This window comes from Ferruginibacter albus (assembly GCF_020042285.1).
GTDB lineage: Bacteria > Bacteroidota > Bacteroidia > Chitinophagales > Chitinophagaceae > Ferruginibacter > Ferruginibacter albus.
In genome coordinates this window covers 3537315-3552086 of sequence record NZ_CP083388.1, presented here as the reverse complement: position 1 = coordinate 3552086, position 14772 = coordinate 3537315, and the positions used below count along the sequence as shown (strand labels likewise).

13 protein-coding genes are annotated in these 14772 nt (G+C 36.9%); 8 read left to right on the top strand and 5 right to left on the bottom strand.

Annotation, left to right across the window (positions count from 1 at the left end):
- Positions 1-157: 157 nt before the first annotated feature.
- From K9M53_RS15185 to K9M53_RS15175, 3 genes are all read left to right on the top strand, one after another.
- The gene (locus K9M53_RS15185) at positions 158-595 is read left to right on the top strand and encodes a hypothetical protein (protein ID WP_224016520.1); all 438 of its coding nucleotides are present in this window, start codon (positions 158-160) and stop codon (positions 593-595) included.
- A gap of 97 nt (positions 596-692) precedes the next feature.
- Positions 693-1667, top strand: a complete 975-nt coding sequence (locus K9M53_RS15180) for a deoxyhypusine synthase family protein (protein ID WP_224016518.1) — start codon at positions 693-695, stop codon at positions 1665-1667.
- A gap of 91 nt (positions 1668-1758) precedes the next feature.
- Positions 1759-2133, top strand: a complete 375-nt coding sequence (locus K9M53_RS15175; RefSeq protein WP_224016516.1) for a hypothetical protein — start codon at positions 1759-1761, stop codon at positions 2131-2133.
- 31 nt (positions 2134-2164) lie between these two features.
- Here K9M53_RS15175 and rpiB read toward each other — a convergent pair whose 3' ends face one another.
- The 3 genes from rpiB to prfA all read right to left on the bottom strand — a co-directional run bounded on the left by rpiB (position 2165) and on the right by prfA (position 7608).
- On the bottom strand, positions 2165-2614 hold the full coding sequence (gene rpiB / locus K9M53_RS15170) for a ribose 5-phosphate isomerase B (RefSeq protein WP_224016514.1): 450 nt from the start codon (positions 2612-2614) through the stop codon (positions 2165-2167).
- Positions 2615-2710: 96 nt separating this feature from the next.
- On the bottom strand, positions 2711-6193 hold the full coding sequence (locus tag K9M53_RS15165; protein ID WP_224016512.1) for a glycosyltransferase: 3483 nt from the start codon (positions 6191-6193) through the stop codon (positions 2711-2713).
- A 350-nt stretch (positions 6194-6543) separates the two neighbouring features.
- Positions 6544-7608 (bottom strand): peptide chain release factor 1, encoded by a 1065-nt coding sequence (gene prfA / locus K9M53_RS15160; RefSeq protein WP_224016511.1) that lies wholly within the window; start codon positions 7606-7608, stop codon positions 6544-6546.
- Between the two features lie 121 nt (positions 7609-7729).
- On the opposite strand from prfA, the gene K9M53_RS15155 reads away from it, so the two are divergent.
- The gene (locus K9M53_RS15155; protein ID WP_224016509.1) at positions 7730-8899 is read left to right on the top strand and encodes an amidohydrolase family protein; all 1170 of its coding nucleotides are present in this window, start codon (positions 7730-7732) and stop codon (positions 8897-8899) included.
- Between the two features lie 4 nt (positions 8900-8903).
- Here K9M53_RS15155 and recO read toward each other — a convergent pair whose 3' ends face one another.
- On the bottom strand, positions 8904-9638 hold the full coding sequence (recO, locus tag K9M53_RS15150; RefSeq protein WP_224016506.1) for a DNA repair protein RecO: 735 nt from the start codon (positions 9636-9638) through the stop codon (positions 8904-8906).
- Positions 9639-9758: 120 nt separating this feature from the next.
- Here recO and K9M53_RS15145 point away from each other — a divergent pair, with 120 nt between their 5' ends.
- From K9M53_RS15145 to K9M53_RS15135, 3 genes are all read left to right on the top strand, one after another.
- Positions 9759-12083, top strand: a complete 2325-nt coding sequence (locus K9M53_RS15145; RefSeq protein ID WP_224016504.1) for an efflux RND transporter permease subunit — start codon at positions 9759-9761, stop codon at positions 12081-12083.
- A 51-nt stretch (positions 12084-12134) separates the two neighbouring features.
- The gene (locus K9M53_RS15140) at positions 12135-12554 is read left to right on the top strand and encodes a hypothetical protein (RefSeq protein WP_224016502.1); all 420 of its coding nucleotides are present in this window, start codon (positions 12135-12137) and stop codon (positions 12552-12554) included.
- Positions 12555-12635: 81 nt separating this feature from the next.
- A complete protein-coding gene (locus K9M53_RS15135) occupies positions 12636-13292 on the top strand; it encodes a phosphatidylserine decarboxylase family protein (RefSeq protein WP_224016500.1) in 657 nt (218 codons plus the stop codon).
- 5 nt (positions 13293-13297) lie between these two features.
- Here the strand turns inward: K9M53_RS15135 and K9M53_RS15130 are convergent, their stop codons facing one another.
- Positions 13298-13996, bottom strand: coding sequence for a YjjG family noncanonical pyrimidine nucleotidase (locus tag K9M53_RS15130; RefSeq protein ID WP_224016499.1), 699 nt, complete (start codon positions 13994-13996; stop codon positions 13298-13300).
- Between the two features lie 68 nt (positions 13997-14064).
- On the opposite strand from K9M53_RS15130, the gene K9M53_RS15125 reads away from it, so the two are divergent.
- On the top strand, positions 14065-14763 hold the full coding sequence (locus K9M53_RS15125; protein WP_224016497.1) for an SDR family oxidoreductase: 699 nt from the start codon (positions 14065-14067) through the stop codon (positions 14761-14763).
- The last annotated feature ends 9 nt before the right edge of the window (positions 14764-14772 follow it).

Sequence of the window (14772 nt, the reverse complement as noted above, 5' to 3'; positions counted from 1 at the left end):
TGAGTAGATGTAATATATGTCACCCTTCTTCTCGTCTTACCGTTCATCATCTAAAACGCAATTTGTTTTGCTACTCATCCAATATCACTTTAAATACTTATTGCGACATATACTTTTGTTCAGAAATTAATCATCAACAAACAAAAACAAATAAACAATGAAAAAGCTAACAACAATCTTAACAGCAACATTACTCTTTTTTGCCGCAAGCGCATTCGCTTACATTCCCGATGAAGTTCCTGCCAAAGTGCAAAATGCACTACAAAAAGATTTTGCCAATGCATCAGAAGTAAATTGGGAAAAGGGTGAGAACCTTTATTTCGCCACTTTCTCCTGGAACACAACCCAGGTAAGGGCTGTATTTAATGTAGATGGAGAATTGCTAAGCACTACAAGAAAATTAACCTTAGCACAAGTGCCTTTGAAAATATCTTTGGCTGTTGCTAAAAAATATAAAGGATATGCTATCATGGGAGATGCGGTAGAAATTATTGCCGACGACCAAACATCTTACCAGTTAAGCATATCAAACGGAGTTAAAACAATTGCCTTGACCAGCAGTGCCAATGGCGATTTGGAAACCGTAGAAAAATAACTCCTAAAGAATAACCTTAATGCCTTAGCTGAAAAGTTGAGGCATTTTTTATTGGGTGCATTTGTTGGTTCATTTACCTTTGCCGCAAATATTTTTTATGAGCAAAGGTCCTGTTTCAACTTTTATAGAACATCATTATCGCCATTTTAATGCAGCTGCTTTAATGGATGCTGCCAAAGGTTATGTAACCCATTTAGACGAAGGGGGTAAAATGATGATCACACTTGCCGGGGCCATGAGTACTGCAGAGCTAGGTTTGAGTTTGGCAGAGATGATCCGCCAGGATAAAGTGGCTATTATCAGTTGTACAGGTGCCAACCTCGAAGAAGATATCATGAACTTGGTGGCGCATAGTCATTATAAAAGAGTTCCTAACTATCGTGATCTTAGTCCACAGGAAGAATGGGATCTGTTGGAGAACCATTATAACAGGGTAACGGACACGTGTATCCCGGAAGAGGAAGCGTTTCGCCGTTTGCAAAAACACATTCATAAAATTTGGAAAGAAGCCAATGATAAAGGTGAACGTTATTTTCCACATGAATACATGTACAAAATGTTATTGAGTGGTGTGTTGGAACAATACTACGAGATCGATCCTAAAAATAGCTGGATGCTGGCTGCAGCTCAAAAAAATATTCCGATCGTTGTACCGGGTTGGGAAGACAGCACGATGGGCAACATCTTTGCATCGTACGTAATTAAAAATGAAATGAAAGCAACCACTATGAAAAGTGGTATTGAATATATGGTTTGGCTGGCAGATTGGTATCGTAATAATTCATCCGGTAAAGGTGTTGGTTTCTTCCAGATCGGTGGTGGTATCGCCGGTGATTTTCCAATTTGCGTAGTACCGATGATGTACCAGGATCTGGAATGGCATGATGTTCCTTTCTGGAGCTATTTCTGCCAGATCAGCGACAGCACTACCTCTTACGGTTCTTACAGCGGCGCTGTTCCTAACGAAAAAATTACCTGGGGCAAGTTAGATATTCATACTCCAAAATTTATTGTTGAAAGCGATGCGACTATTGTAGCTCCATTGCTATTTGCATGGGTATTAGGTTGGTAACAGCGTGAATTATTTTGTGACGAACGTTTGTTCTTTGTTCAACATCCTTGTGTCACTCTCTTGTACTGTATATGTTTATTGAACAAAATTTATGCGGTATTTATATTTTATCATATTTACAGTTATTGCTTTGTCTGCAAAAGGGCAAACAAATGTTACAATTGCAAAAGCAGATACGGTGCTAGCAGGAATGAACGCTGCAAGAGAGAACGGCATTAAAATAGAAGGGAAGTTTATTAAAAATATAAAGACAAAGGGAAGTAATTATGACCTGTATTTACAAGTGGCAGATAGTATAATAATTTTCAATTCATTGATGCCCCTGGATAAAGTAGAAATAGGTCTATTAAAAAAACAGGGAAATAATATTATCCTGACCTATGTAGAATATTATAATCCTGTAAAAAAACAGAAAATTAAACATGTGCAGTTTATGCAACCTGTTTATGAGTCCAAAAATGATTAATCGGCTGCGAGTAGAATGATAATTATATCGATCAGCAGGAAATTTTATCTACTCTATTAGAATGTCTTCCTGCTTCAAACGCAGTATTCATAAACAGATCCACCATTTTTTCGGCATCACCCTCACGCACAAAACGTGCAGGAATACAAATGATATTGGCATCGTTATGTTTGCGGGCTAGCTCTGCCAGCTCTTCTCCCCAGCAAATAGCCGCACGGATATGTTGATGTTTATTTGCAGTAATAGCAACACCGTTTGCGCTGCCGCATATCAAAATGCCAAAAGCATAAGCACCACTTTCAACAGCTAACGCTACGGGATGTGCGAAATCAGGATAATCAACCGAATCTTTAGAATACGTACCAAAATCTTTATACGTCATTCCTTTTCCTTCCAGGAAAGAGATCAATTGTTCTTTATAATCAAAACCGGCATGGTCGCAACCGATGGCAACGGGTTTACTTTTATCAAGGTTGTACATAGAATTCTAAATTTTCAGTTCAAAAAATGCTTGCTGCAAAATTACTATTATCAATTTTAAAATCGGCTTAATCTACATAAATAGAAATAGATAATATTAACTCGCAGCTACTTGTTTCACATTCCCTGTACGTTTTAATACACCCCAGCCTTGCAACTCACCTTTGATAGCTTTGTTAAAAGATTTTATAAGAATGTAATACATTAATTGTCGATATACCAATCGCTGTGGAATAAGCCAAATAAGTTTGCAATAGTCTTCCTTTTCAAAAGCAAAAGCCAGTGCAGCACCTGCAACATCTACCAAAGTGAAAATAAAATAATACAATATTATATGTTCAATACTTGCCGGAATAATACCCAGTCCTGCAGCAATTAAGCTCACTACTAAAACCAGGTCGGCAAGCGGTGCCAAAAAAGGTAATATCATTTGAAAAACCAAAATATTAGGGAGCGCTATCATTCCAAAATTTTTATATTTTCTGTTGAAAACAGCATCCCTATGCTTCCAGAAACATTGCATTACACCAAAGCTCCAGCGGAAACGCTGTTTTAAAAACTGTTTGGTAGTTTCGGGTGCTTCGGTAAACGACATGGCTTCCGTACAGTTTCTTATGATATAATTGTTACGAAGCATACGCATAGTAAGATCACAATCTTCTGCTAATGTATCAATGGTAAAGCCACCTGCATCAATGATGGCTTGTTTTCTAAAAGCGCCGATGGCGCCGGGCACCACGGTAATACAGTTTAACAGGTCAAAAGCACGGCGATCAAAATTTTGAGAGGTAATGTATTCAATACTTTGCCAACGGGTGATCATATTTATTTCATTGCCCACTTTTACATTTCCGGCAACAGCGCCAACCTTTCCTTCTGCATCAAATTTTTTCATTAGTTGCGATACTGCATCTTTTTTCAATTGCGTATCTGCATCAATACAAACAACAAAATCGTTGTCGCATTTTTCAATGCCATAATTTAAAGCAGATGCTTTACCGCCATTCGGTTTACTATAAACAGATACTCTATTGTTATACATGAATGCATCTCTCACTGTTTCATAGGTGCTGTCCTTGCTTCCATCATCTACAAAAATTACGTGCAGGTTTGGATAATCCTGCACCAACAAACTTTTAACAGTTCTTATCGCATTTACTTCTTCATTATAAGCAGGAACTATTATGCTTACTTTAGGAAAATTATTGTTTTGAAGTAAGGGTGCGGCAAGTGCCAGTTTTCCTTTCGCTTCTCTTTTTCTTTGTATAAAAGCCAGTATTGCCATTACCAATATTCTTCCAACAGATAAAGCAATACCTACCATAAATAAAGAGAAAACAATGTTGCTTCCCCAAAATGTTGTTTCTGCAAAAAAGAAATTCAGTTTTATTAACCAGCCATCTCTTGTAGCCGGAATTTTTGGCATCACATCATCTTTTGTTTTACCCATTAAATGTGCAACGGTAGTAAATTCATAGCCCCTGCTTCTGAAATAATCTATAATTCTTGGTAATGCTTCAATGGTTGCCTGGCGTGTATCTCCACCGGCATCATGTAATAAAATAATGCTGGCACCTCTGTCCACAGCCATTCGGATAACTCTTTGATAAATGGTATCGGCAGTTATATTAGGTTGCCAGTCTTCCGGGTCTATGCTTTCGCCGATGGTAATATAATTGTCTTTTCGACTACGTTCAATGGGAGCTAATTCTTCGTACGTATGCGGTTCGGAGTCGGCATTATAAGGAGCCCTGAACAGAATAGTAGAACGTCCTGTAATGCTTTCGATCAATAATCTCGTCAGCTTCATTTCCAGTTCGGCACGTTGTACACTCATCTTGGCAACATTGCTATGCGTGAATGTATGATTACCTATTTCAAAGCCATCTTTATTAATTCGTTGAAGGATGGGAATATTTTTTTCAGCCTGGATACCTACTACAAAAAAAGTTGCGGGGATCTTATTTTTTTCGAGTATGTCTAAGATCGCGGGAGTCCATCTTGGATCAGGACCATCATCAAACGTAAGTACCATTTTATGACCTGGCCCGGGAGCGGTAGTATCTTCTGCAAACTTTTGAATAATATAACCTGATGGTAATTGCACATAATTCTGTTCAGAGATCAGCATTTCAGAGCTGTCAATTTCCAGCTTCAGTTTTCCTTCTATAGGAGAACCTATAATATTCAACACCTCGCCTTCGCCTTCATAATGTACATTATCCGGTGAAATAGGAATCGTTTCCAGCGTTCCGAAATCATAAGGTTTCATTGCCAAAGCATCGGTGCTAAGATCACGATCGTAAAAGGTCCATATGCGTTGATCTTCTCCTCCTAAGCGCCATAGCACGGTGCCGGCTGTAGCATATTCATCACTGAAGCGCAGAATATTAAATGTGGTAGCTGCATCAGTAAACCAAACCTCATGCTTTATTTTTTTTATTTCACCTTCATCATCTTCTTTTCCTTCTACATAACTGTAAGTAAGATTATAATTATCGTTGTTATAATCAATAGGAGCGCCCAATACTTTTGCTTTGTTTAACGCTTCGGAGTAGGTAATTCCTTTAACAGTGTCTTTGCCATTTACTGTTTTATACCAATCATAACCGTAACCTGCAAAACCTAAAATAATTTTATCCGGATTTATTTGTTTAGCAGTCCAATCCAATGCTTCTTCTATCCATTTTTGCGCACTTATAGGACCTGCTTCCGAAACAGGACTATGCTGATCATACGCCATGAGGATAATGTAATCGTTATAATCTGATAATTTTTTATAATCATAGGCATCATTCATCACGCTAACATCCATAGTTACCGTAAGATTTTTTGCATGCAATGTCTCGTACAATTGTTTTTGAAAGGCAGTAAGCGGTGTATTCGTTTTTTCCTGTATGCTTTCAAAATCTATATTGATACCTTGTAAATTATAATGCTGCAGCGTATCTACCAGTTGGTTGATAAAAGCTGTTCTTTTATCAGGATCATTTAAGATAAGATGTAAAAGGCCTCCATCAAATTTATTGCTGCGACTTCTGTAGTTGTTTAATATGGGAAGTATGCGCAAATGTTGCTTACGCATCAGGTTATAGCCGGCAGTATCGATACGTGTTTTTAAGGTAAACGTATTGCTGTCTATAAAAAACCATTCGGGGAAAATAGTATTTAGTCTATTGCCGTTCTTTACCAGGTCGGGGTATGAAGTTCCCGCTACCCAAGGGGTATAAAAAGCAGCTCTTATATAAGGATTGGTCGCAACGTCTTTTTTTATTAGGGTGTTGTTGTGACTGTTCCTGATAGAATCTTCTTTCTTTTTTTTATATAACTCATCCTTAAAGCCTTTGTATTTTTTATTTTCGTTCGATACAATTGTAAGCGGATTGGTGGGATCTAATTTTTCCTGGTACTCTTTTGATTTTGATAACAGGGAAGGCAGTGACGGATTAACGCCTCTTACCAATGCCACAGTTAATACTACTAAAAAGAAACAGAATATTATTAATACAATACGAATGCTCCATTTAAAACCTTTCCATCGTTTTGCATTATTGGTTTGGAATATTTGGGATGTGGCCATAGCGGTGCAAAGATATTTTTTTCTAATTGTTTATAGCTGGTTAATAAATATGAGTGAGGAACCTCGACAATCTTGAGTTTACGGGCAAAAATAAGCCCCGGTAGAAACCGGGGCCGTTTACCAAAACTAACTGCTTATGAGAAAATTGAATTGTCTAACTTAATTACTACTATATAAACGCAAACTAAGTGCCAAAGGTTTTACGCTTATTGTTAATGAAACTTTAAATGCTTTTTTGTTTTTTAAAGAACTGTTTTTAAGATTTGTTACTGCCTTTAAAGTTTAATGCAAATTAAAAAAGTGCCCGGTTGTTACAGGCACTTTAACATTAGTTTTAAGTTTATGAGATGTTAATTCTGTGTTGCCAGCTTTTCAGCATTTTCTGCAAACTGCAATGCATCAATGAATTCCTGCAATTCACCATTTAAAACGCTGTCTAAATTATAAACGGTTAATCCTATGCGGTGGTCAGTTACACGACCTTGCGGATAATTATACGTTCTTATTTTAGCACTCCTGTCGCCGGTACTCACCAAGCTTTTTCGCTGGCGGGAAATTTCTTCCTCATGTTTCCGCACCTGTTCTTCATATAATTTGGTACGCAACATCTGCATAGCTTTTTCACGATTGCCCAATTGACTGCGTTCAGTTTGGCAAACCACCACTACCCCGGTTGGAATATGTGTAAGAAAAACCTTCGATTCTACCTTATTTACATTCTGACCACCGGCGCCGCCACTTCGGGCAGTCTCCATTTTTACATCACTCTCTTTCAATTCAAAGTCTACTTCTTCTGCTTCAGGCATCACTGCCACTGTAGCAGCACTGGTATGTACACGTCCACTGGCTTCTGTATCGGGCACACGTTGTACACGATGTACACCACTTTCAAATTTTAATGTTCCATACACATCGTCCCCGGTTATTTCTACCTGCACTTCTTTATAGCCACCAACCGTTCCTTCACTTTCGCTTAGAATAGCAGTTTTCCAGCCTTGTTTTTCACAATATTTCAAATACATCCGCAACAAATTGCCCGCAAATAAAGACGCTTCATCGCCACCGGTACCCGCCCTGATTTCCAATATGGCATTTTTTTCATCCTGTGGATCTTTCGGGATCAGCAGGTTGCGTAATTGTTTCTCCAGGGGTTCTTTTTTCTCTTCCAATTGCGGCAACTCTTCTTTAGCCAGTTCACGCATTTCCTCATCATTGCTGTTCAGCACTTCTTTATTAAATTCTATATCATCTAATAATTTCCGGTATTCATTTATTACGACTACAATTTTTTCCAGGTTACGATATTCCTTGCTCAGCGCCATAAATTTCTTATTGTCGCTTACAATTTCAGGATTGGTCAATGCCACGCCCAGTTCATCAAACTTTGCCGATATAGCTTCTAATTTATCTAACATATTGTATTTATTTTTTGTACCAGCAGTAACACTATCTTCATCATCGTTGTGTCACTCACTTGTACGACATACCTTTGCTCGTCGTTAAGGCGGCAAAATTACATTATATCAATCAATCATTTTGTACAGAAAATTTAAGGCGGATTATCTTTTTACAGGTACTGAAATACTACTTGGTAACACAGTTTTAATAACTACCGAAGATGGCATTATTACTGAGATCGTAGAGGAACAAAATGCCGGCGATAATATTGAAATTTTCAGCGGACTAATTACTCCCGGCTTTATAAATGCACATTGCCACCTGGAGCTAAGCCATATGAAAGATACTATTCCTGCAAAAACAGGATTGGTAGAATTTGTACAGCAGGTAATGAGAAAACGCTTTGGCAATGATGAATTAAAGCAGCAGGCAATGTTGGATGCAGCGGCAGAAATGTATAATAGTGGCATTGTTGCGGTGGGAGATATCTGTAATACTGTAGATTCAATGTCAATAAAACAAAAGAGTAAGATTCATTGGCATAATTTTATTGAGGTTACAGGCTTTGTTGATGCCGCCGCAGAAAAGAGATTAGCAGATGCAGAAAAACTTTTTGAAGATTTCACCAGTCACTATTCACGATTCACTTCTTTATCTCCACATGCTCCATACAGTGTTTCCAAAACCTTATTTCAATTACTAAATAAAAAAACAGCCGGACAATTAATAACTATTCATAACCAGGAATGTGCTGCTGAAGATGAATTGTATAAAACAAGATCGGGCGATTTTTTAGACCTCTACAATAATTTTGGGATAGACATCTCCGAGTTTCAGTCGACACGAAAAAGTAGCTTGCAAAGCTGGATACCGTATTTCAATAACAAACAATCAATCATTGCCGTTCATAATACGTTCATTTCTCAGCAAGATATAGGCTTTGCTCAATCTGCAATTTCTGATCTGCATTTTGCGATCTGCCCCAATGCTAATTTATACATCGAACAAAAACTGCCACCAATTGATCTATTGCGTGCAACTAATTGCAATATTATTATTGGTACGGATAGTTATGCAAGCAACTGGCAATTGAATATACTGGAAGAAATAAAAACGATTCAGCAAAATGTTGATGACATTCCTTTGCAGGAAATCTTACAATGGGCTACTATTAATGGTGCAAAAGCATTACAAATGGAAGACAAGCTGGGAAACTTTACAAAAGGGAAACAACCGGGAGTTGTATTGATCGATGAAATAGATAATTTAAACGTAACAAATAATTCTTCTGCAAAGCGATTGCTGTAATGGTTTAAGATAACACTTCGTGTAATGTCACCAACGTTTTCATTTTTCCAAAATCCTGGATATGCAACGCATAATAATCCTGGTAACACAACAATAGCCTTCTTCTTATATCTTGATTTAATTTAAAATTTTCCAACTCCTGCGGCTGCATCACTTTTAATAATTGCGATGTTAGATGCGCCGGTTCATCTTCTATAAAATAAGGATGCGTGGGGCGTTGCGAAACAAAACTTCCTTCCTGCAGGTCTAAAATATTTTGGGTTTCACTATAATCATCATTTATTCTGAAACCAAAAAAATGCGCCAGGTGCAAGGAAATGTATAAGGTGAAATTTGCTGTTACTGTTTTATCGGCGATATCTAACTGTAACAAAGCATCTTCAAAAAAAAGGAAAAGATCAGTATTGCTTTCTGGTTGTTTCAAACATTTGTGCAACAGCTCTACCATATATAAGGTAATACTGTTTTTAATAACATGACTGAATATGTTGGTATAAATAAATGCCCACCTAACTTCTTTAATGCGTTGCATGGTTTTAAGTTCATTATGATAAACCACCAGGTCAAGAATTGCTGCCGGTTGAAAATAATTTGCCTTGCCTCCGGATTTTTTCGATGTTCTGACACCGTTTACCATATAGGTTTGTATGCCGAACAATTCTGTAAATAGGGTTACCACTAAGCTGGTTTCGCCATACTTGATCGTTCGCAATACAATTCCTTTTGTTTTATGTGTCATTGTACCAAAGGTCGTCAACCTTTTTTAAAAAGCGGATGGATTGCTTTTTGCAGGTAAGAATTGGTTAAGAATAAAGCAAAACCATTTTTATTGATTTTCTTTGCAGCAAATTAAAAATATATGTGGAAACGATTGGCCGAATTGGTTCTAAAATACAGGTTGGCGTTACTTATATTATTGGCGCTGTCAACGGGTGTAATGGGTTACCTAGCAAGCAAGGTAAAATTGAGCTATGATTTTGCAAGAGCCATTCCTGTTGATAATATTAAATACCAGGAATACCAGGAATTTAGAAATCGTTTTGGGGATGATGGGAATATGCTGGTAATCGGTGTTCAAACAAACGATTTATTTAAGTTAGATGTTTTTAATGCGTATAAAAAACTACATGATGATATAAAAAAAATAAATGATGTTACCGGTGTATTGGATGTTCCATCAGCTGTGAATTTGGTAAAAGATTCAATAACGGAAAAATTAAATCCCGTTAAAATATTTGCTGATACGATTACTACACAAGCGCAATTGGATGAAGCAAAAGGAACGTTGCTCAATCTTCCTTTTTACAGGTCATTATTATACAATCCCGAAACCAATGCTTATTTAATTGGAGTTAGCATCAATAAAGATTCTCTTAACTCCCCCAAGCGAACTAAAATTGTTGACGATATAACTGCAGCTGTAAGCGCATTTCAAACCAAAACAAAAATCGAAACACATCTTAGTGGATTGCCATTAATACGTACTGTAATGGCAGATCGGATTAAAAAAGAGATGAAAATATTTCTGATCGGTTCTATTTTATTAAGCGCTTTGATATTGTTGTTATTCTTTCGTTCTGTAAGTACGATGTTGCTTTCTTTATTAGTAGTGATCTTCGGAGTAGTGTGGAGCATGGGATTGATGGAGCTGTTTCAATACAAGATCACATTGCTTACGGCGCTTGCCCCCTCGCTGATTGTAGTAATTGGGATACCTAACTGTATCTATTTTATTAATAAATATCACACGTCTTATTTGCAGCACCCTGATAAAAAAAGCGCACTGGTAAGCATGGTAAGCAAGATGGGAATTGTAACGCTGTTTTGTAATATCACTGCTGCTATCGGCTTTGCTGTTTTTGCATTAACCAAAAGTGCTTTATTAAAAGAATTTGGAGTAATAGCAGGGATCAGCATCATGCTGATATTTGTAATTTCTTTTATTTTGTTGCCTGCTGCACTAAGCTATCTTCCACCACCAAATGCTTCTCAAACAAAATATTTATCTAATAAATGGATAACTTCTTTATTGATCAAGATTGAGGGATGGGTTTTTGAACATAAAAAAACCGTGTATTCAACTACGCTGGTATTACTGGTATTTGCTGTAATAGGAATTTTTAAACTGCAAAGTGTTGGGTATATTGTTGATGATCTTCCGCAAACAGATAAAATATATACAGATCTTAAATTTTTTGAGAGAAATTTTAAAGGGGTAATGCCATTGGAAATTGTAATTGATTCTAAAAAAAGGTATGGACTTTCCGGCATGCGCTCATTGGTGGCTTTACGAAAGGTAGATTCATTGGCTACATACATCAATTCACAAAAAAATATGGCCCGTCCGTTAAGCATTGCCGAGGGATTGAAATTTGCCAAACAGGCTTTTTACGACGGCGATTCAGCTAATTATTCGTTGCCAAGCGATTTTGAAGGCGCTTTTGTTGCCGACTATTTAAAACCAAAGAAAGACAGCAGTTCGCAAAACAATTTTACCAAAATGTTGTCTGCATTTATGGATACATCCAAGCGTTACACAAGGGTAAGTATTAATATGGCAGACGTTGGCACTAAACAATTGCCGATAATATTAGATAGCATTCAGCATCATGCAAATGAATTATTCAATTCATCTCAATACAAAGTAACACTAACAGGCACGAGTATAACATTTTTAGAAGGCAGCGACTTTATTATTAAAGGATTGGAGCAAAGTATTTTTTGGGCCTTTCTTTTAATATCTGTTTGCATGCTGTATTTATTTAAGTCGGTAAAAATATTGGTGTGCTCATTAATTCCTAACCTGGTTCCGTTGGTTATTACCGCCGGAGTAATGGGATGGGCGGGTGTCCACTTAAAGCCTTCTACAGTATTGGTTTTTAGTGTGGCGCTAGGCATTGCCATTGATATTACCATTCGTTTTTTAGTTAATTATAAACAGGAATTGCCTACGCACGATAACAATGTTGCGGAAACAGTTGCAGCAAGCATTAAAAACACAGGATTAAGTATTGTATATACATCACTGGTTTTGATAGCGGGATTTGTAATTTTTTGTTTCAGCGGATTTGGAGGAACACAATCTCTGGGGTGGCTTACATCTGTTACATTGCTGGTAGCTACTTTAACGAATCTGATCTTATTACCTGCGTTGCTATTACTTATCGCCGGCAAGAAAAAATAATAGCAGCCATATCTGAATTGTATTATCTTGTTTTTCTAAAATTCAAACTATATGGAACAAGATCAAGCAAAGCAGGAAGACACTCTGATCGATATTAACTCAATGGAAGGCTACGACAAGCCGGTGCGAAATGCAAGAATACTTTTATTTGTAATGGCGGCCCTTCAAGTGTTTTGGTTAATAACAATCCCCAATAATATAGAAGATACTGCCAAGTATATTATAATAGCATTCAATATTATTATTGCTATAGTTTTTGTAATACTTGCTTTTTGGACTAAGAAAAAACCATATACCGCCATTATTACGGTGTTGATCTTTTATACTTGTTTAAATGTTCTTATTGCTTTGCAGGATATGACTGCCCTATTTCAAGGATGGATGCTTAAAATACTTGCTTATGTACTACTTGCTGTGGCGCTAAATAATGCAAAGGATGTACAAAAATGGCTCGATTCTAAAAAGAAATAACCAAATAGACAAGCAAACAATCAGGCAATCATTATAGAAACTGAAAATAGATAATGTATCTTTGACGTTTAAACATTTTACATGACGATTCACAGAGAAGGATATAAATCAATTGCTATTGGCGCTTTGTTTTTTGGATTTATTAATATCATTAGTTTTTACTTTTTAAGTGCTTCTATGGTATGGCTGGCGTGGACAATTTTTGCAGTAACACTTTTTGTGTTCTTGTTTCTTATTTCATTCTTCAGAATACCGAACAGAAAATTAACTATTGACGATAAACTAATAATTGCGCCGGCAGATGGTAAGGTTGTAGTGATCGAAGAGACCTTTGATGAAGAATATTTTAAAACAAAACGTTTGCAGGTTTCCATATTTATGAGCCCGGCAAATGTGCATGTAAACAGAAACCCTGTTAGCGGAGAAGTTCGCTACAGTCAATACCACAAAGGAAAATATTTAGTTGCCTGGAATCCTAAATCATCTACTGAGAATGAACGCCATTCTGTAGTTATAAAAAAAGATGACACGGAAATATTAGTAAAGCAAATTGCCGGTGCATTAGCAAAACGAATTGTAAACTATTTGCAGGCAGGGCAAAAAGTAGAGCAAACCAATGAGTTTGGGTTTATAAAATTCGGCAGCCGGGTAGATCTGTTATTGCCGGTAGGAACTAAAGTTAATGTAGAATTAGATCAAGTTGTAAAAGGCGGTGTAACCGTTATTGCTACTTTATAAAAGGATTAAAAGATATCCTCCAGCTCTTTTAAATGCCTAACAATATAAGTTGGCTTTAAGTCGGTAACAACGTTAATATGGTTCACAAAGATTGAATCCATCCCGATATTCATTGCTCCTTGAATATCGGCATCCAGGTTATCTCCGATCATAATACTTTCTTCTAAAGCAGCACCTGCTTTTTGTAGTGCGTATGAAAATATTTCTTTCTGCGGCTTAATACTGTTGCTGGTTTCTGACGTTATTACATATTTAAAATATTTACCTAGCCCGCTATTGTTCAATTTAAGCCATTGTGTTTTTTCAAAACCATTCGTAATTAAATGGATATCGTACTTTTTATCAACGAGATAATCCAATATTTCATGTGCGTATGGGAACAGGTTTTTTTTAACAGGTAATAGTTCCAAAAACTTTTCGCTCATTTTTTTTGCCAACTGTTCATCACCGATCTTAAACTCCAGCAAAGTACGCCACATTCGTTTCCACTTTAATTCATCAGCAGTGATAAATCCTTTGTGATACCTATCCCAGAGCACCTGGTTGTGATTTAAATAATGACGATAAAAATCTTCAAAAGGGGAAATGTTTTTCTTATCCAATTCAAAAAAAGCATACAATTCTGTCAGCGCTTCTTTAGCATTGGTATCAAAATCCCACAATGTATGGTCAAGATCGAAGAAAATATGTTTGTACTTTGTCATTACAGATTACAGTTTGCAGATTGTAGATTTGCAAAGATATTCAATAGGCAGTTTAAAAATTATATACCATGAATGTTGTTATAACCGGCGCCAGCAGAGGAATTGGAAGAGCAATAGCAGAAGCCTTTGCTGTAGAAGGAGCTAATTTGATCTTGTGTTCAAAAGACGAAAAAAAATTGTTACAAACAGTAAGAGAAATGAAATCGTCTTTTCCTGATATAGATATTGTGGCAAAAGCATTCGACCTTTCTATTAAAAAGGAGGCTATTTCCTTTGGTAACTGGTGTATTGAACAAGCAACGCCTGATGTATTGATAAATAATGCCGGTAATTTTTTGCCGGGCAGTATTTACAACGAAGATGATGGTGTGCTGGAAGCGATGGTCGAAACAAACTTATATAGTGCTTATCATGTTACACGAAGCGTTGTTACAAAAATGATCGAATCCAAACGGGGGCATATTTTCAATATTTGTTCTATTGCAGCGTTGCAGGCTTATAATAATGGCGGCAGTTACAGTATCAGTAAATATGCATTGATGGGGTTTAGTAAAAACCTTCGTGAAGAGCTAAAGCCGTTTAATATAAAAGTTACATCGGTTTATCCGGGTGCTGTGCTAACGGATAGCTGGGGCGATTATAATAATAGCAATAAACGTATAATGGAGGCAAACGATGTTGCTAAAATGATCGTTGTTGCAGCCAAGCTGTCTCCTGCAGCTGTGGCAGAAGATATTGTATTACGACCGCAGTTAGGCGACTTATAAGATTGTTTT

Coding starts and splice junctions, on each gene's coding strand:
- K9M53_RS15185 (WP_224016520.1), top strand. CDS start 158: ATGAAAAAGCTAACAACAATCTTAACAGCAACATTACTCTTTTTTGCC.
- K9M53_RS15180 (WP_224016518.1), top strand. CDS start 693: ATGAGCAAAGGTCCTGTTTCAACTTTTATAGAACATCATTATCGCCAT.
- K9M53_RS15175 (WP_224016516.1), top strand. CDS start 1,759: ATGCGGTATTTATATTTTATCATATTTACAGTTATTGCTTTGTCTGCA.
- rpiB (WP_224016514.1), bottom strand. CDS start 2,614: ATGTACAACCTTGATAAAAGTAAACCCGTTGCCATCGGTTGCGACCAT.
- K9M53_RS15165 (WP_224016512.1), bottom strand. CDS start 6,193: ATGGCCACATCCCAAATATTCCAAACCAATAATGCAAAACGATGGAAA.
- prfA (WP_224016511.1), bottom strand. CDS start 7,608: ATGTTAGATAAATTAGAAGCTATATCGGCAAAGTTTGATGAACTGGGC.
- recO (WP_224016506.1), bottom strand. CDS start 9,638: ATGACACATAAAACAAAAGGAATTGTATTGCGAACGATCAAGTATGGC.
- K9M53_RS15145 (WP_224016504.1), top strand. CDS start 9,759: ATGTGGAAACGATTGGCCGAATTGGTTCTAAAATACAGGTTGGCGTTA.
- K9M53_RS15140 (WP_224016502.1), top strand. CDS start 12,135: ATGGAACAAGATCAAGCAAAGCAGGAAGACACTCTGATCGATATTAAC.
- K9M53_RS15135 (WP_224016500.1), top strand. CDS start 12,636: ATGACGATTCACAGAGAAGGATATAAATCAATTGCTATTGGCGCTTTG.
- K9M53_RS15130 (WP_224016499.1), bottom strand. CDS start 13,996: ATGACAAAGTACAAACATATTTTCTTCGATCTTGACCATACATTGTGG.
- K9M53_RS15125 (WP_224016497.1), top strand. CDS start 14,065: ATGAATGTTGTTATAACCGGCGCCAGCAGAGGAATTGGAAGAGCAATA.